This window comes from Brevibacterium sp. XM4083, assembly GCF_006489205.2.
Taxonomy (GTDB): Bacteria; Actinomycetota; Actinomycetes; order Actinomycetales; family Brevibacteriaceae; genus Brevibacterium.
The window spans coordinates 242,972-263,731 of sequence record NZ_VFYR02000001.1; the positions used below are offsets into that span (position 1 = coordinate 242,972).

The 20,760-nt window shown below is 70.5% G+C and carries 13 protein-coding genes; 12 read left to right on the forward strand and 1 reads right to left on the reverse strand.

The genetic code is table 11. The features are described from left to right. Positions 1–10: 10 nt before the first annotated feature. Positions 11–1,204 (reverse strand): acyl-CoA dehydrogenase family protein, encoded by a 1,194-nt coding sequence (locus FJ887_RS01085; RefSeq protein ID WP_137824429.1) that lies wholly within the window; start codon positions 1,202–1,204, stop codon positions 11–13. A 316-nt stretch (positions 1,205–1,520) separates the two neighbouring features. Between FJ887_RS01085 and FJ887_RS01090 the strand changes: the two genes are divergently transcribed. From FJ887_RS01090 to FJ887_RS01145, 12 genes are all read left to right on the forward strand, one after another. Beyond that, positions 1,521–4,088, forward strand: a complete 2,568-nt coding sequence (locus tag FJ887_RS01090; RefSeq protein ID WP_137824430.1) for a LuxR C-terminal-related transcriptional regulator — start codon at positions 1,521–1,523, stop codon at positions 4,086–4,088. Next, positions 4,085–6,649 carry a LuxR C-terminal-related transcriptional regulator gene (locus FJ887_RS18475; RefSeq protein WP_137824431.1) on the forward strand — a complete coding sequence of 855 codons (2,565 nt, stop codon included), beginning with the start codon at positions 4,085–4,087 and terminating at the stop codon, positions 6,647–6,649. Before FJ887_RS01090 ends, FJ887_RS18475 begins: the two co-directional genes overlap by 4 nt. Positions 6,650–6,902: 253 nt before the next feature. Then, the gene (locus tag FJ887_RS01100; protein WP_137824432.1) at positions 6,903–9,536 is read left to right on the forward strand and encodes a helix-turn-helix transcriptional regulator; all 2,634 of its coding nucleotides are present in this window, start codon (positions 6,903–6,905) and stop codon (positions 9,534–9,536) included. Positions 9,537–9,777: 241 nt separating this feature from the next. Next, positions 9,778–11,820, forward strand: a complete 2,043-nt coding sequence (locus FJ887_RS01105; RefSeq protein ID WP_137824433.1) for a nucleoside-diphosphate sugar epimerase/dehydratase — start codon at positions 9,778–9,780, stop codon at positions 11,818–11,820. Continuing rightward, the gene (locus tag FJ887_RS01110) at positions 11,817–13,016 is read left to right on the forward strand and encodes a GNAT family N-acetyltransferase (protein WP_137824434.1); all 1,200 of its coding nucleotides are present in this window, start codon (positions 11,817–11,819) and stop codon (positions 13,014–13,016) included. Before FJ887_RS01105 ends, FJ887_RS01110 begins: the two co-directional genes overlap by 4 nt. A gap of 1 nt (position 13,017) precedes the next feature. After that, positions 13,018–14,055, forward strand: a complete 1,038-nt coding sequence (locus FJ887_RS01115) for a sugar transferase (protein WP_137824435.1) — start codon at positions 13,018–13,020, stop codon at positions 14,053–14,055. Further along, complete coding sequence (locus FJ887_RS01120; protein WP_137824436.1) at positions 14,052–15,236, forward strand: DegT/DnrJ/EryC1/StrS family aminotransferase; 1,185 nt, start codon at positions 14,052–14,054, stop codon at positions 15,234–15,236. Before FJ887_RS01115 ends, FJ887_RS01120 begins: the two co-directional genes overlap by 4 nt. A gap of 136 nt (positions 15,237–15,372) precedes the next feature. After that, the gene (locus tag FJ887_RS01125) at positions 15,373–16,968 is read left to right on the forward strand and encodes a tyrosine-protein kinase domain-containing protein (protein WP_137824437.1); all 1,596 of its coding nucleotides are present in this window, start codon (positions 15,373–15,375) and stop codon (positions 16,966–16,968) included. After that, positions 16,965–18,047, forward strand: coding sequence for a glycosyltransferase (locus FJ887_RS01130; protein WP_137824438.1), 1,083 nt, complete (start codon positions 16,965–16,967; stop codon positions 18,045–18,047). Before FJ887_RS01125 ends, FJ887_RS01130 begins: the two co-directional genes overlap by 4 nt. After that, the gene (locus FJ887_RS01135) at positions 18,044–19,060 is read left to right on the forward strand and encodes a glycosyltransferase family 2 protein (protein ID WP_137824439.1); all 1,017 of its coding nucleotides are present in this window, start codon (positions 18,044–18,046) and stop codon (positions 19,058–19,060) included. The genes FJ887_RS01130 and FJ887_RS01135 overlap by 4 nt, the downstream gene beginning before the upstream one ends. Then, positions 19,057–19,659 (forward strand): arsenate reductase/protein-tyrosine-phosphatase family protein, encoded by a 603-nt coding sequence (locus FJ887_RS01140; RefSeq protein WP_137824440.1) that lies wholly within the window; start codon positions 19,057–19,059, stop codon positions 19,657–19,659. Before FJ887_RS01135 ends, FJ887_RS01140 begins: the two co-directional genes overlap by 4 nt. Positions 19,660–19,662: 3 nt before the next feature. Next, entirely contained in the window at positions 19,663–20,757 is a 1,095-nt protein-coding gene (locus FJ887_RS01145) for an EpsG family protein (RefSeq protein ID WP_137824441.1), read from the forward strand. Positions 20,758–20,760: the final 3 nt, after the last annotated feature.

Genomic DNA, 20,760 nt, shown 5'->3' on the forward strand with positions numbered 1-20,760 from the left:
AGTGACCGAGTCAGAGACCGAGCAGGGCCTTCGAGATGATTCCCCGCTGCACCTCGGACGAACCGCCGTAGATGGTGACCTTGCGGGTGTTGAAGTAGGCGGGCAGCGCGTCGACGGCGCCGAGCGGCAGGTCGGTCAGACCCTCACCCTGGACGCGGTCGGTGACGAAGTCGAGGCCCTGCGGACCGAGCACATCGACGAGGATCTCACTGATGTCCTCCTGGAGCTGCGAGCCCTTGAGCTTGAGGACCGAGGAGCGCGGATCCGGCTTCTCGGAACCTGCGGCCTGCGTCGACAGGATGCGCAGCTGCGTCATCTCGAGGGCCGTGAGCTCGGCCTCCAGCCGCGTCAGGCGCGCCGAGAACAGGGGATCGTCGAGCAGCGTGCCGGTCGCCGTCTTCGTCACCGCGGCGTAGGCCTTGGCGCGGGCGAGATTGACCTTCGAGGCGCCGATGCGCGCGATGCCGGTGCGCTCGTTGCCGAGGAGGAACTTCGCGTACGTCCAGCCCTTGTTCTCCTCGCCGACGAGGTTCTCCACGGGCACCTCGACGTTGTCGAAGAAGACCTCGTTGACCTCGTGTCCGCCGTCGATGAGCTGGATCGGGCGCACGGTCACGCCGGGGGACTTCATGTCGATGAGGAGGAACGAGATGCCCGCCTGCTTCTTGACCTCGGGGTCGGTGCGCACGAGCATGAAGATCCAGTCACCGTACTGGCCCAGGGTCGTCCACGTCTTCTGACCGTTGACGATGTACTTGTCACCCGATCTCACCGCCGAGGTGGTGAGGGAGGCGAGGTCGGATCCGGCGTTGGGCTCGGAGAAGCCCTGCGACCACCAGATGTCGAGGTTCGCCGTGGCCGGGAGGAAGCGCTGCCCCAGCTCCTGCGACCCGAAGGTCGCGATGACCGGACCGACCATCGAGACGTTGAACGGCAGGGGCGCGGGAACGCTCGCCAGCTGCATCTCCTCGAGCCAGATGTGACGCTGCACGGGGGTCCAGTCCTGGCCGCCCCACTCGACGGGCCAGTGGGGCACCGCATAGCCGTTGGCGTTGAGGATGCGCTGCGAGGTGACCATGTCGTCCTTGGTCAGCTCCTGCCCGGTGGCGACCTTGAAGCGCAGCTCCTCAGGGATCTCCGTGCGGTAGAACTGACGCATCTGCTGCGCGAACTCGCGCTCTTCTGCGCTCAGAAGGGTGTCCATGAAAGCTCCTGATAGATCGTTCAGTAAGTTAGCTCCCATAGTACGGTCGCGTGAGGTCACTCACAAGTGGAGCAGCCCGCCCCGATGCCCGGGATGCGGGAAGCTCATTGCGTGCCATGGCATATGCGGTTATTGTGTCCCCACATCCCCAGCTTCGCGGTCGTCGACGGTCCACCCCACCGCAGACACCTGACCTGGAATCACGGCCACCCATGCCGCCGATGCCGAGTCGATCGCGAGGTACCCGGCCGAGAGCTGCGTCGGGCGAGCGAGACCTCGTCGGACCAGTGGATCGGTGACATCGAAAGAAGCGCGAATGTCGGTAACCGTCCCCTCACCCCAGGGCCGTGCATTCGGGTACGCCGACGAAGTCTCCGCACTTCGCCAGACCCTGGCCGATCCCGACCGCAGCGGGTGCCTCATCATCGGCCCCGCCGGCAGCGGACGGACGACCGTGATGAATCGCGCTCTCGAACAGCTCGAACGGGATGTCGCGATCTTCCGCCTGCGCGGATCCGATCTGCTGCGCGACCGCGCGCTCGGCATCCTCGAGATCCTCCTGTCCCAGGAGGGCGTCACCCGGGACATCGGACCCGGAGCCGCGCTCTCGGTCGTCGCCCGCGTCGTCGACCGCAGCCCCGGGGTGCCGATCGTACAGCTCGACAACGCCAACCTCGTCGACGTCGAGTCGATCTCCGTGCTCTGCCAGCTCGCCGACGCCCACCGCATCCGCCTCGTCGTCGGCGCCGAGTCGATCCGCCCGCCCGTCGATCTCATCGCGACGCTGTGGCTGGGAGGGTCGATGGTGCGCATCGACCTCGACGGCCTCGACGAGGGAGCGATCGCCGCCCTCCTCGAATCGCCCGGGGCGATCGACCGGTCGACCACCGAGGTGCTGCGGGACACCGGCGGCAATCCGCGGCTGGTCAACCAGCTCGTCTTCGGCCTCGACCAGACGCGCGCGCATGAGCGCATCCTGTGGAACATCCCGACCGAGCTGCGACCGATCCTCGAGATCATCGCAATGGTCGACGCGGCCCCCTACGAAGCCCTCGCCGAACTCTGCTCGGCCGAGGAGATCGACGACCTCGCCGACAAGGGACTCGTGACGATGGACCGCGGGCGCGGGTCCGGGGTGCGCCTGTCGGAGCGCGTCATCGCCGAGACGCTCAAGGCCCATGTCATGCCCGCCCACAGTCTCAGTCTCTTCAAGGTCTACGAGTCCGTCGTCGAGGTCGCCGCCCTGACCGGCCGCGCGCTCTTCGGCTACCTGCGCTGGGGGCTCAGCCTCGGCTTCGGCCAGGCCGAGGACACGGTGTTCACCGCGGTCGGCGCCGCGAACACCGAGGGGCGCTATTCCGATGCCGCGGACCTCATCACCGCCTCCCGGTGGGAGACGAGCCGCATCCTCCTCGAACTCGTCCGCGCCGACAAGGAGCGCGGCAACCTCGAGGAGGGGCGCCGGACCTTCGACCGTCTCGTCGCCCGACTCGCCGACGGCAGCTCCGACGGAGCGAGCACGCGCGGGGAGGACGTCACCGGCTCCGACGCCGATGACGCGAGCTATCTGTCGCGCCTGGCCTGCATGGACATCCGGCTCACCGACCCCAGGACGCCGGAGGACCTCGTCGTGCAGTGGGCGCGGGAGAGGCTGACGAGTCCCGCCGACACCGGCCGCCTCGACGTCACCCGGGCCCGGTTCGAACAGCGGGGCGGTCGTTTCGACGAGGGGATGCGGCTCGCCGAGGCGGTCTACCGCGATCACGCGTGCCTGACCCGACATCGCCTGCGGGCCTGCGCGATCATCGGCATCGGGCAGGTGACGAGAGGTCAGGTCGACCTCGGCCTGCGCTACATCGACCAGGCCGAGCTGATGTTCGGCCTCGCCGGGCTGACGAGCTACGAGGTCGAGGACGCCGCCCCGCAGATCTTCGTCGCCCGGTACCTCGCCGGGGACTGGGCAGGTGCCCGCCGCTCGGTGCGGCAGGCGCGGACCGGGGACCGGATGATCGACTTCGCCGGCGCCCTCGTCGACGCGCGCACCGGTCACCCCGCCCGCGCGCAGTCGACCCTGCACACGCTGCTCAGCCACTTCCAGGAGACCGACCTCATCGACATCACGCGGGTCGGCCACGCCGCCAAGCGCTACGTCGACGCCCAGCTCGGCCGGCTGTCGAACCCCGACGCCCTCCTCGACTCCACCTCCGCCGAGACCCGGCCCGACCAGTACTCGTGGTGGTCGGAGTTCGAGGCGCGGCTCTTCGACCTTCAGGCTCTCGCCGTCACCCGCCCCGACCCCGCGGCGGCCCGCCTGCACGCCCTCGGGGTCGAGGCCGCGGAGATCGGGGCGACGACGATGGCCGCCGGGGCGCTCATGGAGGCCGCCCGCCTCGGCCATGAGACGGCGGCCCATGCGCTCGCCGAGGTGGCCGACACCATCGACGGCGGCATCGGCGACCTCGCCCGGGCGACGGCCGAGGGGATCGGCGGCAGCGATCCCTCCGCCCTCCTCGACGCCGCCCGGCTCGCCCTCGAGTTCGGATCCGTCGTCGCGTGCGCCGAACTGGCCAAGCGGGCGCAGAAGCGGGCCGTCGAGGACGGCGACCGCACGGCGGCGCGGGAGGCGCGCATCCTCATCGGCAACAGCACCCGCACCGTGCGCTTCTCCACTCCGGGACCCAAACTCCACGCCGTGCTCACCGAGTTCGAGCGCAAGCTCGTCGACGGGGTGATGGCCGGACGCAGCAGCCACGACCTCGGCGAGCTCCACCATCTCTCCGCCCGGACGATCGAATGGCATCTCACCCGCATCTACCGCCGACTGCAGGTGGCGAACCGCCGGGAGCTGCGCGACGTCGTCGCCGCGTGGGGGGATGATCCGTGAGCGACGCCGTCGACACTGCGATCTTCGGGCGCGACCGCGAACTCGCCGAGATCGACGCCGCCCTGCGCGGCACTGAGGTCTCCGGGGTCGTCATCCAGGGCGAGCACGGAATGGGCAAGTCCCGGCTGGCCGCGCGGGTGCACGCCGACCGCGGCGGACAGGAGACCTGGATCCGCGGGGACCGGGTGCTCGAAGGGGTGCCGTTCGGGGCATTCGGGCTCCTCGTCGACCTCGACGGCGAGCCCGAGACGGTCCTCGCCCGCGTCGTCGCGGCGCTGACTGAGGGGCCGGGCACTCCCGTCGTCTTCGCCGACGACGCCCACTGCCTCGACGAGAGCAGCCTCTCGGCGCTGTGGCAGCTCGCCAGCGACGGGGAGATCAGGGTCGTCGCGACGATGACCCCGACCGTCGACGGCCGGACCGGGTCGTTCGGCGAACTCGTCGCCGACGGGGTCGTCCACCACATCCTCCTCGAACCGCTCACCCTCGACGACGTCTCCGCGATGCTCGAGCACCACCTCGGCGGGATCGTCTCCCACGGGGCCCTCGACGTCGCCGCCTTCCAGTCCTCGGGAGTCCCGGGCCTCATCATCGAGCTGCTCCGCTACGCCCGTCGGCGCAGCCGCCTGGTCCTCCAACGGGGAGTGTGGCTGCTCGACGGCCTCGACATCGACTACGACCAGCGGGCCCGCGACCTCGTCAGCAGCGATCTCGCCCGGTACACCGACGATCAGCGCGAAGCCCTCGAACTCGTCGTCCTCGCCGGTGAGATCGAGGTCGAGCTCATGCTCGCCGCAGGACTCGGGGAAGCCGCCGACTCGCTCGTCGCCGCCGGTGTCCTCGACCTCGGCGGTCGCGGGCGACCGATCTACACGTGCATCGAGAGCTATTCGACGGAGACCGTGCGGTACACGGTCCCCGTGGGGCGCAGCCGGCAGATGTTCGCCCTCGTCGAATCCCACCCCGGCACCCCGTCGAAGCGGGCGCGGATGCTGCGTGCGGACTGGGCGCTCAGCTGCGGGGCGAAGGTCTCGGTCGCCGATTCCGTCGAAGCGGCCCGGGTCGCCGCCGGCATGGGGGAGTGGCAGCGGGCGCTGCGGATCCTCGCCGAGGTGCCCTCCGAGGTCATGGACGCCCCCGCGCTCTTCGACCTCGGCACCCTCTACTGCGACGTCAACCTCATCCCCGTCGGCTGCGACGTCCTCGCCCAGGCGATCAGGAAGACCGACGACCCGTTCCTCGTCGTCGAAGCCTTCGTCGTCTGGGTGCTCAGGGACGTCGAGCGCATCTCCCCGCCGCTGTCGGGGGCCGACTTCGTCGCCGCCCTCGATCGGATCCAGGCCGAGGCCGCCGCCGCAGGGCGCCTCGAGGACGCCATCGACGTCATCGACCTCGCCCGCGCGACCCTCGAGAGGGTCAGCGAGAGCTCGTGGGAGGGCCTGCCCGGCGACGACGGTTCGGTGTTGACCTGGCTCGGCGCCGAGGGCATCCCCGAGACCCTGCGGGTGGCGATCACCATGGTCGTCGCCGCCAAGGAGCTCGAACGCGGACACGGGAACGTCGTCGGCGACCTCCTCGACCGGATCGAGGGCGTCTCGGAGAGCATCGGGTCGGGCACGATCATCCTCGACCTCGCGCGCGCGTGGGCCCACCTGCAGAGCGGGGACAGGGAGGCTGCCGCCGCCGTGCTCGCCGTGCCCCGCAGCACCGACCTCGCGTACCGGGCGGCGGGCAGCGGGGCGCGCGACCTCATCGTCACCAGGCTCCACGCCGAGGCGGGACGCTGGGACCGGGCGTTCCGTCGCGCCCGCGCGGCCGCCGAGGCGATCGAGTACTGGCAGCAGTACGAGTTCGCCGCGCTCGCCCTCGCCCAGGCCCAGTACGCCGCGATGATGGTCGGCAACGCCGAGGCCGCCGATGACTTCGACGCCCGCTACCTCGACCTGCCGCCGGGCGCCGCCTACGTCGAGTCCCGTCGCGCGCAGATCCTCCGGCTCGTCGTCCGCGCCAAGCTCACCGGCCGGTCGCGGTACCGCGAGGAGCTCGATGCGGCGCTGCGGGCCGTCGAGGAGCGCGGGGCGCTCGCGGCGGCGGCCTGTGCCCGGATCGAGATCTTCGTCCACTTCGGGGACTACGACGCCGAGGCGATGTGCCGTCTGGCCGCGTCCCTCGACGGCGGTGATCGCGACGGGCGCCTCCTCGGCGAGCTCGGCGCGGCTCTGTGCGCTGAGGACGCCGAAGCACTCGTCGCCTTCGCCCACCGGGTGTCGCCGCAGCTGCCCGCGCTCGTCGACCGCTGCCTCACCCTCGCCGAGTCCTGGGCGGAGAGCCCGCCGCCCCATCGCCACCGCATGCGCGACGTCGAGCTGACGAGTCGCGAGCAGCAGATCTCGCGCCTCATCATCGCTGGCCTGACGAACGCCGAGATCGCCGACGAGCTCGGGGTCGCCGTGCGGACCGTCGAAGGTCACACCTACCGGCTGTACCGCAAGCTCGACATCACCTCCCGGTCCGAGGTCGCCGAGGCGATCACCCGACTGCGCAATGACGCTCCCGCGTGAGCGGCCGCCGTCGACGAGCCGCTGACGGGCGTAGTGAAATCCCAGTTCAGCGCGCATGCCGACCGGTGACGAGCGAGTAGGGGAGAACGACAGACACGTGATTCGAGTAGTGGTCGAAGGTCACGCAATCGACATCGCACGATGACCGAGTAGTGACTGCCCGTGCGCGTGCGCCCCGAGTCGAGTAGTGACCGAAGAACATCCCGTAATGACCACCTAGTGACCGATCTCGCAGGTCACGAGGATGGACCTCATGCACATCCCCACAATCCCCACCTCAGATCCCGCCCATCTCCAGACCCTGCTCGATCGTCATACGGCCGCGGCCGTCGTCGGTCGCGTCGGCCTCGGCAAGACCGGACTCCTCAGAGCCCTCGAAGCGCGCTGGGAGGGCCCGGTCTACCGCGTGCACTACAACCGCGCCGAGGCCCGCACCGACTACTCCGGCATCGACGTCCTGCTCGCCTCCCTCGGCGCCGCGAGCCTCGAGGACTCGGCCACCGCCCCCGAGGCGGTGCTGGGAGCGCTGCGGGCGGCCGAGCTGCCCGACGACGGCCTCATCGTCATCCTCGGCGCCGACAAGATGGACCGCCCCTCCCAGGACGTGCTCGGACAGTGGCTGCGACGATCGCAGTCCGGGCGGACCCGGATGGTCATCTCCGTCAGTGCCCTGCCCACCGACAGCCCTCTGGCGCCGCTGCCCACCGTCGAGCTGCGCGAGCTCGACCACGGCGAACTCGTCGCGCTCGCCCAGCAGGAGTGCGGTGGCGGACTCTCCGAAGCGGCGGCCCACGTCGCGGCCGCGGCGTCGTCGGGGCTGCCGCTGGCGCTGCGCCTCATCCTCGATGCGATGAATCGCCGCGAGCGCCTCGGCGAACTCCCGCTGACGATCCCGCCGCGTCCGGGGGCCGAGGCCGACGCGCTCGTGCGCGACATCATCGGGACCCCCGATGATGACACGCAGAGCCTGCTCAGGCTGCTGGCGCTGGCCCCGTCGACGCCCTGTGGCCCGCTCGCGGCACGGGTCGACGGCTTCTGGGAGATCGTCGACGACCTCGAGATGCGCGACATCGTCGAGCGACGCGACGCGCACCTGCGCCTGACCAACGGCCTGGTGCGGGCGTGGACCCACCAGACCATGAGCGCGACCGAGCGGATCGCCGGCCACGTCCGGCTCGCCGAGGACTGCGCGGGCGTCGATCCGCGGCTGGCCCACTGGCATGCGTCCTTCTCGCGGCCGACGGAGGACTCGGCACCGACCCTCATCGCCGACGCGCGTCACCTCATCGGCGAGGGGATGACCGCCGACGGCATCGAATTCGTCGAACGCGCGATCCGCGTGAGCACCGATCACGAAGCCCTCGCCGCCGACCTCCTCGCCGTCGCCCGCGATCTCTACGAGCGCGGCGAGTTCGTCTTCGCCTCCCGCTACGGGCACCTCGCGGCGCGGTCCCGGCAGTCCTCGCTCGCCGTGCGGGCGCGGACCCTCGACGTCGAGATCACGTTCACCCGCCGCCAGACGCTTCCACCCCATCTCGTCAACAGCTGGTCGAAGCAGGAGCTGCGCGACGCCCCGGCCGACGTCGCCCGGCTCCAGCTCCTCCTCAGCATCGGCCGCTGCGATCGCGGCGAGTACGCCGAGGCCGAGGAGCTGCTCACCGCCGCCCGCCACGCCGCCGACCACCTCGGCGACGGCGAATCCCAGCTGCTCGACGCCGCGACGATCAGGCTCGAGGCCGCGCGCGGTCGGGACGAGACCGCGCTGCGGTGCTTCACCGCGCTGCGAACCGGTGAGATCGAGGTGAGCGAACCCCATTTCGTCCTCGCCGTCGCCACGGGCCTCATGTTCACCGAGCACTACGAGTCCGCGCAGGCCGCGCTCGCCCTGCTGCGCGGGGAGGTCGACCGGGCGACCATCTGGCGCACGCGGGCGCTGGGGCTGCAGGCGGAGATCGCCCTGCGGGCCGGAAGCCTGCGGCGAGCCAGCGAACTCATCGACGACATCGGCCACGCGACCGCCGGTGCGGGTCAGGTCAGGCCCGACCGGATCCTGCAGCTGCGCTGCTGGCAGCTCCTCATGCGCGGTGAGGCCTGCGCCGCCGAACCCCTTGAGGCAGAGCTCGCCGCCCTTGCGGCGACGACGGACAATCGGCGCCTCCTCGCCGAACTCAATGCCCTCCAGGGCAGCTGCCTGCTGCGTCTGGGCTACCCGGCCGAGGCCGTCCGCCATCTGCGGCGCTGCGACGAGCTCTCCACCCATGAACTCAACCCGAACGTGCGGCGCCACGAAGCCGACCTCATCGAAGCGCTCATCGAGATCGGACGGCGCGAACACGCCGGGATGCTCGTCGCACAGCTGCGCCGCCGCGTCGAACGCTGTCCCTCACGCTGGGCCGAACACGCGCTGCGTCGCTGCGAGGCGCTGCTCGCCGCCGGAGAGAAGAGCCTCGAACTCTTCACGCTCGCCCTGCGGGCGTTCCGGTCCGAGGACTCGCTCTATGAGAAGGCGCTCACGCAGCTCGCCTACAGTCGGCGGCTGAGCGGCATCGGCGCCCAGGCTCGCGCCCGGGAGCAGCTGAGCGTCGCCTCGGCGACCTTCCTCGAACTCGGGGCCGACGGCCTGGCCCGGCATCACACCGCACCGCCGGCACCGGTCGAGACCGCCGCTCCCGAGCTGCCGCAGCTGCGCGAACTCAGCGACGAGGAGCTCAAGGTCGTCGAACTCGTGCGGGCGGGGCTGAAGAACAAGGAGATCGCCCGGCGGGTCTTCGTGTCCCTGCGCACCGTCGAGCTGCGCCTCACCGCCGCCTACCGCAAGCTCGGAGTCGGGTCCCGCACCGAGCTGATCTCCCGCCTGGCCGGGAACCCGAGTCTCGCGGTCGTCTGAGCATCGTCCGCCGATGCGCCCGGTGTGGCGGCAGTCCGCACACTGATCGCGGATGACCGCAGATCACCGGCGCACACGGGTCTGACACCCCCGCTTCGGAAATAGCTTGGGAAGCAATCGCGAATCGCCCGTGCCGGCCGCTCCCCCTCAGCGGCCAGGTCACTGCCGTCCCCTCGGCGGCTCGGGCGTCTGCAGAACCGAGAACGGCGCTGCCGGTCTCACTGAAGCATTGGAGATCGCAATGACAGCATCGGAACAACCGGAGGCCGAACCAGGAACCGCAGGCAGCCGGTCGTCACGACTGGCGCTTGCGGTCTGGGAGCACAGGGCGCGCCTCCAGATCGTGCTCGACGCCGCCGCGTGGGTCCTCGCCGCAGGCCTCACGTGGTTCGTCCTCGGATTCGGCTGGATCGACGGGTGGACGATCGGACTCGTGCTCACCGTCGCCCTCGCCCTCCAGCTGCTCGGGGGCCTGAGCCTCGGGCTCTACCGCAGCCGCTACCACTACGGCAGCTTCTCCGAGTACGGGGGGCTCGTCCTCCTCAGCCTCGCCGTCACCGTGGTCCTGCTCCTCGTCACCGCAGGTGACTCCCCGTTCGTCCTGCTCCTCGTCTTCTCCGCCCTCATCCTCATGTCGGGCAGCCGGTACGTCATCCGCTACATCCACCAGATGACGTCGCGGCCCACGCAGGGAGAACGGGTCCTCGTCGTCGGCGCGGGAGACGCCGCCGATTCCCTCATCCGCCAGATGCTCTCGGATCCGGCCGGCGCCTACCTGCCCGTGGGACTCATCGACGACGATCCGCGCAAGCGGCACCTGAGCATCCAGGGCGTGCGCGTGCGCGGCACGAGCGAGGACATCGCCGAGGTGGTCGAAGCGCTCGACGTCGCCGGCGTCATCGTCGCGATCGCCGACTCCGACGCGCAGTTCCTGCAGGCCTGCCGCAGCAGCCTGGAGATGACCGGTCGCTGGCTGCGGACGATCCCGCCGCTGGCCGAGCTCGTCGACCGTCGGGTCGAGATCGCCGACATCCGCGATCTCAGGGTCGAAGACCTCATCGGCCGCAGTCCCATCCACACCGATCTCACGGAGATCGCCGCGACCATCGCCGGCAGCCGCGTCCTCGTCACCGGGGCCGGCGGGTCGATCGGCAGCGAACTGTGCCGCCAGCTCTCGGCGCTCGGACCGGAGTCCCTCATCCTCCTCGACCGGGACGAGTCCGCCCTGCACGGCGTCGAGCTCACCCTCTTCGGCTCAGCCCTGCTGACCTCGCCGAACACGGTGCTCGCCGATATCCGCGACCCCGAGGCGCTCGAGCGGATCTTCGCGGCCACGCGGCCGCAGATCGTCTTCCACGCCGCGGCGCTCAAACATCTGCCGATGCTCCAGCGGTTCCCCGAAGAGGCGTGGAAGACCAATGTCCACGGCACGCTCAACGTCCTCGAGGCAGCGGCGGCCGCCGGCGTCGACACCTTCGTCAACATCTCCACCGACAAGGCGGCGGCGCCGACGAGCGAGCTGGGGCGCAGCAAGCGCATCGCCGAACAGCTCGTCAGCGGCTTCGCCTCCCGCTCACCGGGCACCTATCTCTCGGTGAGGTTCGGCAACGTGCTCGGCTCCCGCGGTTCGGTGCTGCTGTCGTTCCAGGAGCAGATCCGGCGCGGCGGTCCGGTCACGGTCACCGATCCCGAGGTCCGGCGGTTCTTCATGACGATCCCCGAGGCCTGCCAGCTCGTGCTCGAAGCCGCGGCGATCGGGCAGGACGGCAACGTCATGGTCCTCGACATGGGAGAGCCCGTGCGCATCGACGACATCGCGCGCAGCCTGGTGGCGATGTCGGATCGGCAGATGGAGATCATCTACACGGGCCTGCGCGAGGGCGAGAAGCTCGACGAAGAGCTCTTCGGCGTCGATGAGGGCACGGTGATGCGCATCCACGAGAAGATCAGCCGGGTCGAGGCGCCGGAGCTCGATCCGCGCGTGCTGCCGAGTCGGTCGGCCTCCCGCGAGGTCATCGACCTCTTCTGCACGCAGATCTGCACCCCGGAGGCACCCGCCCGAAAGCGGGCGGTCCCGTCTCCGTCGTCCGAGGTCGAGGTCGTGACCGAGACCGTCGCCGAGGCCGCGCACGCCGAGGCTGTGCGACCCGACGCCGTGGCCGCCGACTCGCTGCCCGCCGAGCCGGCAGCGGCGCGCCAGCAGCGCGTCGCCGAGGCGGCAACCGCCTCCGGACTGACCATCGCCCGTCTGCGCAAGCACGTGAAATCAGAGGTGTCAGCATGAGTGATCAGTGGCAGGTCTGGGACGCCGAGGCGCCCGCCGACCGCGATGAGTGGATCGCCCTGTGGGCGGCGTCGGACGAACGCCAGCCCTTCGCCCACCCGGACGTGTGCTCCCTCCTGCGACCGGCCGAGGGCCGGCTCATGGCGGTCGCCCTGTCCCACGGCGGCGGACACGTCCTCTACCCCTTCTTCCTCCGCGAGATCAGCGGCAGCGAGGGCTGGCGGGACATCGTCTCCCCCTACGGCTACGGCGGACCCATGCACTGGGGGCTCACCGACGTCGCAGCGACCTCGGAGGTGTTCTGGCACCGCTTCGACGAGTGGGCGCGACAGCACTCCGTGGTCAGCGAGTTCTCCCGCCTCTCCCTCTTCGGGGAGACGCTGCTGCCGTACCGGGGTGCGACCCGCAAGCGGCAGAACAACTACGTGAGGGACCTCAGCGTCTCCGTCGAGGAGCTCGGCTGGGAGGTCGCGCCGAAGGTGCGCAGCAACGTCCGCCGCGCCCGGCGCGAGGGCGTGACCATCGTCATCGACACCGACGGCGAGTTCGTCGACGACTTCGTCCGGATCTACACCGAGACGATGCAGCGCCGCGACAGCGCGGACTGGTACCGCTTCGAACGCCCCTTCTTCGACGGCCTCCACGCGGCGCTCGCCGGCCAGTTCGCCTACGTCTACGCCGAACTCGACGGGCGACTCGTCTCCGCTGACCTCCTCCTCTTCGGCACCGACACCGGCTACTACTTCCTCGGCGGCACCGAGGCGGCCGCGTTCCGCGCGCGCCCCAACGACCTCGTGAAGATGGAGTCGATGACCTGGCTCAAGGCCCGGGGCTGCCGCAGCTATGTGCTCGGCGGCGGCGTCACCGCCGCAGCCGATGACAGCCTCGACCGGTACAAGCGGGGGTTCGCCCCGCACGGCCGCGTCGACTACCTCACCGGGGAGCGCATCATCTCCGCCCAGGCCTACGACGCACTCCTGACCGCGCACCGGCAGCGGCTGGCGGCGCGCGGTCTCGACTTCGATGAGAGCAGCGACTTCTTCCCGGCCTACCGCCGCGGCGCCGAACTCCTGACATCGGCCACCGACGCCGCGCCGACGGCCGGCGGGGAGGCCAGCGGTTCGCCGACGGCCGGCGGGTCGGCACCGGCAGCGGTGCCGACGCCTGCCCGGCAGGCAGAGCCGGCGAGGTCCTGAGATGCCCTATTCCCGCGCCAAGCGTGCGTTCGACTGCCTCGGGGCAGGGCTCGGACTGCTCGTGTGCGCCCCGCTCCTGCTGCTCACCGCCGGCCTCGTCCTCGCCTTCCACGGCGCTCCGGTCATCTTCGCGCAGGAGCGGGTGACCCAGGGCGGTCGGATCTTCCGGCTGCGGAAGTTCCGGAGCATGCGCCCGCTCGACCCCGCCCGCGGCTGGACGAGCGACGCCACACGGCTCACCGCCTTCGGCCGCCTCCTGCGGGCGACGAGCATCGACGAGCTGCCGAGCCTGTGGAACGTCCTCGTCGGCGACATGAGCCTCATCGGCCCGCGCCCCCTGACGACCGACTATCTTGCGCTCTACACTCCCGAGCAGTCCCGTCGCCATGCGGTGCGCGGCGGCCTGAGCGGACTCGCCCAGGTCAGCGGCCGCAACGCACTGTCATGGGACGAGCGCTTCGACCTCGACCTCGAGTACGTCGAGACCATGAGCCTGCGCACCGATCTGCGCATCCTCGCCCGGACCGTGGGCACGGTCCTCAGGCGCACCGGGGTCAGCCACCCGGGGGCGGCGACGACCTTCAGCTACGGCGGCAGCCTGCGCTCCGACCTCATCGAGTTCGAGCAGATCGCCCGCACCCGCGACCTCACGCAGTGGATGGCGAGAACCCGTGCGGGTCAGCGGGTGGGGCTGTGCGAGATGGGCAGCCTCGGCGAATCGGCCCGGCTCATCCGGTTCCTGCCGCACCCGGCCGATGCCGCCTTCGACCCCGACGAACACGAGATGCTCGCTCGTGAGGTCCTCCGCCTGCTGCTCAACCGGGCGCGCGGCACCGATGCGGACTTCGCCTTCTGCCCCGTCGCGACGGCCGGTGCCGCAGCCGATCTCTACCGCTCGTGCGGCTTCCACCCGGTCACCGAGGCGCCGGCGCTGACCGCCCTGCCCCAGCCGGCCGCAGTCGCCGCCGGAGGAGAGCTCCTCTGCTGCGCACTGTGGCCGGAGACCGCACCGAACCCCGACCTGAGGATGGCCTCATGACGATCTCCAACGCCCAGCCGACCACCTCGGCGGCACCGACCGGGCTCGAGCCGATCCCGGTGTCGACTCCCGACGTCGGAGCGCTCGAGGAGGAGTACCTCGTCCGCGCGTTCCGCTCCGGATGGGTCGCCCCGACAGGCCCCGACCTCACCGCGTTCGAAGCCGAACTCGCCGCGCGGGCCGGCGTCAGGCACGCCGTCGGTCTCGCCTCGGGAACCGCCGCCCTCCACCTCGGTCTGCTCGGCCTCGGCGTCGGTGCCGGTGACACCGTGGTGACATCGACGATGACCTTCGCGGCGACCGCGAACGCGATCGTCTACTGCGGGGCCGAACCCGTCTTCGTCGACTGCACCGCCGACGGCAACATGGATCCCGGGCTCCTCCACGAGGCGCTGCGTGCCGGAGCGAGGGCCGGACGCCTGCCGGCGGCCGTCGTGCCCGTCGACCTGCTCGGGAGGCCCGCCGACTACGACCGGATCCTGCCGATCGCCGCCGAGTTCGGGGTGCCGGTGCTCGTCGACGCCGCGGAATCCCTGGGTTCCCACTGCGGCGGCCGGGCCACCGCGAGCATGGGTCACGCAGCAGCGGTGTCCTTCAACGGCAACAAGATCATGACGACCTCGGGCGGCGGGGCGCTGCTCACCGACGACTCCGACCTCGCCGCACGCGCGGCCTACCTCTCGACACAGGCCCGGCAGCCGGTGGCCCACTACGAGCACACCGACATCGGCTTCAACTACCGTCTGAGCAATCTCCTCGCGGCGCTCGGGCGCGCTCAGCTTCTCCGCCTCGACTCGATGATCGCAGCCCGCCGGGCGAACCGCGCCCGCTACAGCGAGCTCTTCGAGGACTGGACCGGTGTCGAGCTCTTCGGGCGCGAGAACCCCCACGCGGACAACGCGTGGCTGAGCGCGGTGCTCGTCGACCCCGAGACGGCCGGTTTCACCGCCGGTGAGCTCGGCGAGTGGCTGTCCTCGCACGGCATCGAGACGCGTCCGCTGTGGAAGCCGATGCACCTCCAACCCGTCCACCGCGGTCGCACGATGCACGGCGGGCGGATGTCCGAATCGCTCTTCGCGACCGGGCTGACGCTGCCGAGCGGGTCGGCGCTGAGCAGCGCACAGCTCGACCGGGTGCTGACCGCCATCACGGCGTTCCGATGCGGAGGGCCGCACCGGTGATGCGGGCGCCCGTACCCCGGAGCGCCGGGGATATCAGAGCACTCAGGCACCCCCATAGCCTGGGACCAGGACGACCACCTCGTCGACCAGCGGCGGTGCTGATCCCCCGCAGTCGCCCACCGGAGCGGAACGAGCCATGAAACTCAAAGAATATCTGCGCCTCATCCGGCGCAACGTCGCCCTCCTCGTCATCGCCACCGTGCTCGGCGGTGCCGCAGGATTCGGGATCTGGGCGCTGCTGCCGACGACGTACTCCTCGCGCACGGAGCTCTTCGCCTCGGTGTCGACCTCGGGCGATCCCTACCAGCTGCAGATGGCGTCGAGCTTCATGCAGGAGCGGATCCAGACCTACGTCGACATGGCGAGCAGCCGGCCCGTGCTCGAACCCGTCATCGACCGCCTCAACCTCGACGAGACGCCGGAGGAGCTGGCCGGACAGGTCAACTCGTACAGCGACCCGCGCACGGTGCTCATCACCGTCGAAGCCACGGCGGCCACGCCCGACGATGCCGCGGCGCTCTCCGACGCCATCGCCGGCAGCCTCGTCACCGTCATCGGCGAGATGGAGAACTCGGGCAGCGCCGACACCGGACAGATCGAACTCAAGGTCGCCAACCCCGCCGTCCCCGCGACGGTCCCGGACGGTCTGCCGCTGTGGATGTGCATCGGCCTCGGACTGCCCGTCGGACTGGCGATCGGACTCGGCATCGCCCTGCTGCGGTCGAACCTCGACAGCCGGCTGCGCGCGAAGGAGGACGTCGAGGCGATCACCTCGGCGACGGTGCTCGCCTCGATCCCCACGGACCCGAAGATCACCGACCAGCCGCTGCTCACCCAGATGGGACTCGACAACGTCCGCGGCGAGGCCTACCGCCGGCTCCGGACGAACCTCGGCTTCGCCCAGGTCGACGACACGAACTCGGCGATCCTCATCACCTCGGCGGGAGCGCAGGAGGGCAAGTCGACGACGAGCATCAATCTCGCGATCGCGCTCGCCCAGGCCGGCAGCCGGGTCGCCCTCGTCGATGTCGATCTGAGGCAGCCGACGGTCGCGGAGAAGCTCGGCCTCGAGAACTCCGTGGGACTGACGACCGCCCTCGTCGGGTCCGCCGACCTCTCCGAGCTCATGCAGCCCTGGGGGCAGGACGAGCTCTACGTCCTCACGGCCGGGATGATGCCGCCGAACCCCACGGAGCTGCTCGATTCGCGGGCGATGGGAACTCTCATCAAACGCCTGACCGGGGAGTTCGACATCGTCATCCTCGACGGGCCGCCGCTGCTGCCGGTCGCCGACAGTCTCGTGCTGTCGAAGCAGGTCGGCCGGGTCCTCCTCGTCGCCAGTGTCGGGCAGGTGCGCACGAACGACCTCCAGGAGGCGGTGCGCGGCCTCGACGTCCTCGATGTGCCCGTCGACGTCGTCCTCAACCGCGTGCCGCGCACCTCGGCGGAGACCAACGGCTACTACCAGTGCTACTCGAGCCGGATGCAGAAGCAGACCGCGGGGCCGGGACCCGAGATCCCCTCCGATGTGCCGCCGTCCGATGTGCCGCGGACCTGGCCGGGCAGCACCGAGGACGCCTGGTCCGGTCGCAGCAGCGACCAGACCGCCGAGGCGGCGAGCCCGACCTGGACGACGAGCGACGACGCCACTGCAGGACGTCACCTGCGCCCGCGGAGACTGGCGCGCACCGGAGGGCTGACGCGGCGGGAGAGCATGGGACGACTGCCATGAGGATCGGCCTGCTCGCCAGCGTCGGGCACATGATCGATTCGTTCTTTCCCGAGATCATCGCGTCGTGGACGGCCGCGGGGCATGCGGTGTCGACCGCGGCCGGGACCCCGACCGCCGACGGGCACGGGGTCGTCATCGCCGGTCTCGGCAGGCGCCCGGGGCCGGGCATGGTCGCGGCCCGGGCGGGGCTGCGCTCCTGGGTCCGGGACGCCGGGATCGACGTCGTCGTCACGAACTCCGCGACGGCGTCGGGGCTCGTGCGCTCCGCCTCGCTCGACGTTCCCGTCGTCTACTTCTGCCACGGACTGCACTGGAACACCGGAACCCGACCGGCCGACCGGATGTGGCAGACCGTGGAGCGCTCGCTGCTGGGACGCACGAGCGGGATCATCACCATCAACTCCGACGACCATGCGTGGTTCGCCCCCCGTGTCGAGGCCCACCGACTGCTCCGCCTGGAGACCGGGGTCGGACTCGACCTCGAGCGGTACGCAGCGGCACCGGCGCTCCCGGTGGTCGGCAACCGGCTCGAGCTCGTCTGGATCGGCGAGTTCAGCCCCCGCAAGCGACCCGACCTCGCCCTCGACGTCGTCGCCGGTCTCAGGGCGGCGGGAGTCGACGTCCGCCTGCGGATGCTCGGCGACGGGCCGCTGCGAGCCCGGATCGCCGATCGGGTGCGCCGTCTCGGCCTCGCCGATGCCGTCACCGCCCATGGATTCGGCACGGTCGTCGACGCCCTGAGCGGCAGTCACGGTCTTCTCCACACGGCGGCGTGGGAGGGCCTGCCGCGGGTGATGCTCGAAGCCGTCGCCGTGGGTCGACGCTCGTACGCCTTCGACGTCAAAGGCGTGCGCGACATCCCCGAGGCCCGGCTCGTGACCGATCGCGACAGTGCGGCCCTCGTCGCCGCGATCGCCGAGGACTGGTCGACAGGACGGATGGCGGCGCCCCTGACCTACGATCGCTCGCGCCTCGACTCGGCGGAGACGGCAGAGTCGGTGAGGGTCTTCCTCGAGTCGCTCGTCGACCGCACGTCCCGGCCCGCGTCGAGCGCTGCGATCGGTCGGGGCGAGCGATGAGCGGCGCCGAGGTCCTCGTCTCCGTCATCGTCCCCGTCCTCAACGGCGAGGCGCGCCTGCAGGCGACGCTCGACTCGGTGCTCGCGCAGCGCCATCGCGCCCTCGAACTCATCGTCGTCGACGACGGCTCGACCGACGCCACGCCTGCGCTCCTCGCCGACCTCGCCGCGGCGGATCCCAGGGTTCGCACCCTCCGCCAGCCGAATCGCGGTGTCTCCGCGGCCCGGAACCGCGGTCTCGATGCGGCGCACGGCGAGTGGATCCTCTTCCTCGACGCCGACGACCTGCTCATCGACCCGCTGCTCCTCACAGCGCTCGTCCGGGCCGGTGGGGACGATGCAGACATCGTCGGCTTCGCCTCCACCGACGACCCGGCTGCCATCGGCCGCGCCGGACCCGATGGCGACCGTCGGCTGCAGGCGGCACTCGCCGAGGCGGTCGACGTCGTCCTCGACCACCGGCAGATCGCGACGATGATCGCCGCTGAGACCGCGAACGCGGTATGGGACAAGGCCTACCGGCGCTCCCTCATCGATGCGGGAGGCACCCGTTTCCTCGAGGGCGTCCGCATGGGTGAGGACCTCCTCTTCAACCTCGAGTGCGTGTCCCGCGCCGAGGCGGTGCGGACGGTGCCGATCCGCGGTCACTTCTATCGGCGGGGCGGGACCGCCTCGGCGACCGGACGCTACCTCCCCGACAAGTTCACGGATCTCACGATCGTCGGGAAGCGGCTCGCGGACTGGGCGCAGAGTACAGGATCGTCCGAGCTCGTCGCGGCCGTCGACTTCATCAGGGCGAAAAACGTCTTCTCGTGCGTGCGCGACCTCCACCGCCCCGACTGCGACGTTCCCAGGGAGCAGCGGTTGGCCCGGGCGAGGGAGTACCGGATCGAGGTGCCCTCGGTGCGGATGGACGGTCTCGGACCGGGGCGGCGGATGCTCGGCTCCGCCTACAACCTCCTCGGGTACCGCTCGCTCTTCCGCCTCACCGGTCTCGTCGGAGGCCGCCGATGAACGGGGGATGGGACGTCGACCTGGGGCCGTTCTCCATCCTCGTCGTGTGCACCGGCAATGTCTGCCGGTCCCCGCTCGCCGAGCGGGTGCTCCAGGACGGCCTCGATGAGCTGGCGCCCCTGCAGTTCGCGGTCTCCAGCGCCGGGACTCAGGGGCTTCCCGACGACACGGTGACCCCGGAGATCGCCCGGATCGCCGGACGCTACGGGCTGACCTTCGACGGGTTCGCCTCGCGGCGGCTCGAACCCGGCCACATCCGCACCGCCGACCTCGTCCTCACGATGGAGCGGGCGCAGCGCGCAGCCGTCGTGCAGATGCTGCCGGCGGCCCTCAAGCGCACGTTCACGCTGCGCGAGTTCGCCCGCATCCTGCCCCTCGTGCCGCCTGAGAACGGCTCGTCGCCGACGGAGCGGTGGCAGTCGCTCGCGGCGCTGGCGCAGCGGTACCGTCACGCGGCCCCCGGCGACGGCGGCAACGACGACGTCGTCGACCCGATCGGCGGCACAGACGAGGTCCACCAGACGATGCTCGATGAGATGATGCCGGCAATCCGGACGCTTCTCAAATGGGAGCAGCAGTTCGACCGAATCGAGGCGTGAGCGATGTTCCTCGTCTCGTGGTTCGTGCTCGCCACCCTGTGGATCGTCGGCTTCTGCGTCGTCGGGGAGACCTCGAAGTTCCGTCACTGGAGCAACGCGCTGTTTCCCATCCTCTCGCTCGTGACGATCACGGTGCTGGCCGCCTCGGCGGCGAACTACGACGTCGTCGACAAGAACCGCTACGCCCTCGAATTCGAGTCGATGAGCTTCGCGTCGCCGGACGAGATCTTCGCTGCCACCGTCGCCGACGGCAGGGAGCCGGCGTACCTGCTGTTCAACTGGATCGTCGGGCTCTTCACCCATGATTCTCGCGTCTACTTCATCGTCGCGGCGGCCTTCTGCGGGATCATGCTCGCCGCGACCCTGTGGCTCGTCCTCGGCTCCGGCTGGCAGACGGCCGTTGTGCTCTACGTGACGTTCTGCTTCGGCTTCTTCATGGACTATTCGAGCTTCCTGCTCCGGCAGGGGCTGTCGATCTCGTTCCTCTTCCTCGCCCTGGCCCTCGTCCTGCGCGGCGCCAGGCTCGGGTGGATCGTCCTCCTCGTCGGGGTCGGTCTGCTCTTCCACTGGTCGGCCATTCCCGCGGCGCTCATCATCGTCCTCATCCGGCTCATCCGCATGCGCACCGACATCCTCCTCGGCGCGTGGGTGATCCTCTCCGCCGCCTACTTCACGGGGATGAACGAGCGCCTGGCCGGGCCCCTCGGCTCGAGCGTCGAGCAGGTCGACGTCTACTCCGACCCCTCACTGGCCGCGGAGTACACCGGCGGCACGAACCGTCCGAGCTTCTGGCTCTTCAGCGCGGGCCCGCTGGCCGTGTCCTACGCCGCCTTCAAGAAGCTCACCGGCCTGCCCGTGTGGTATCCGCAGCTGCTCAACGCCTTCATCCTCCTCAACGGGTACTTCCTGCTCATGGGATTCGTCTTCTTCAGCGACCGCCTCGCCGCGTACTCGTGGTCGCTCGTGCCCGCCGTCGTCTCGATCCCCTTCCTCGCCTACCGCGGGACGGCCGCCCCCGTCGTGCGCCTCGGCCTGCTCGTCGCGTTCACCCTGTGGGCGGTCTACTTCGGATCGTTCGACGTCCTCGTCGACCGGTGACCC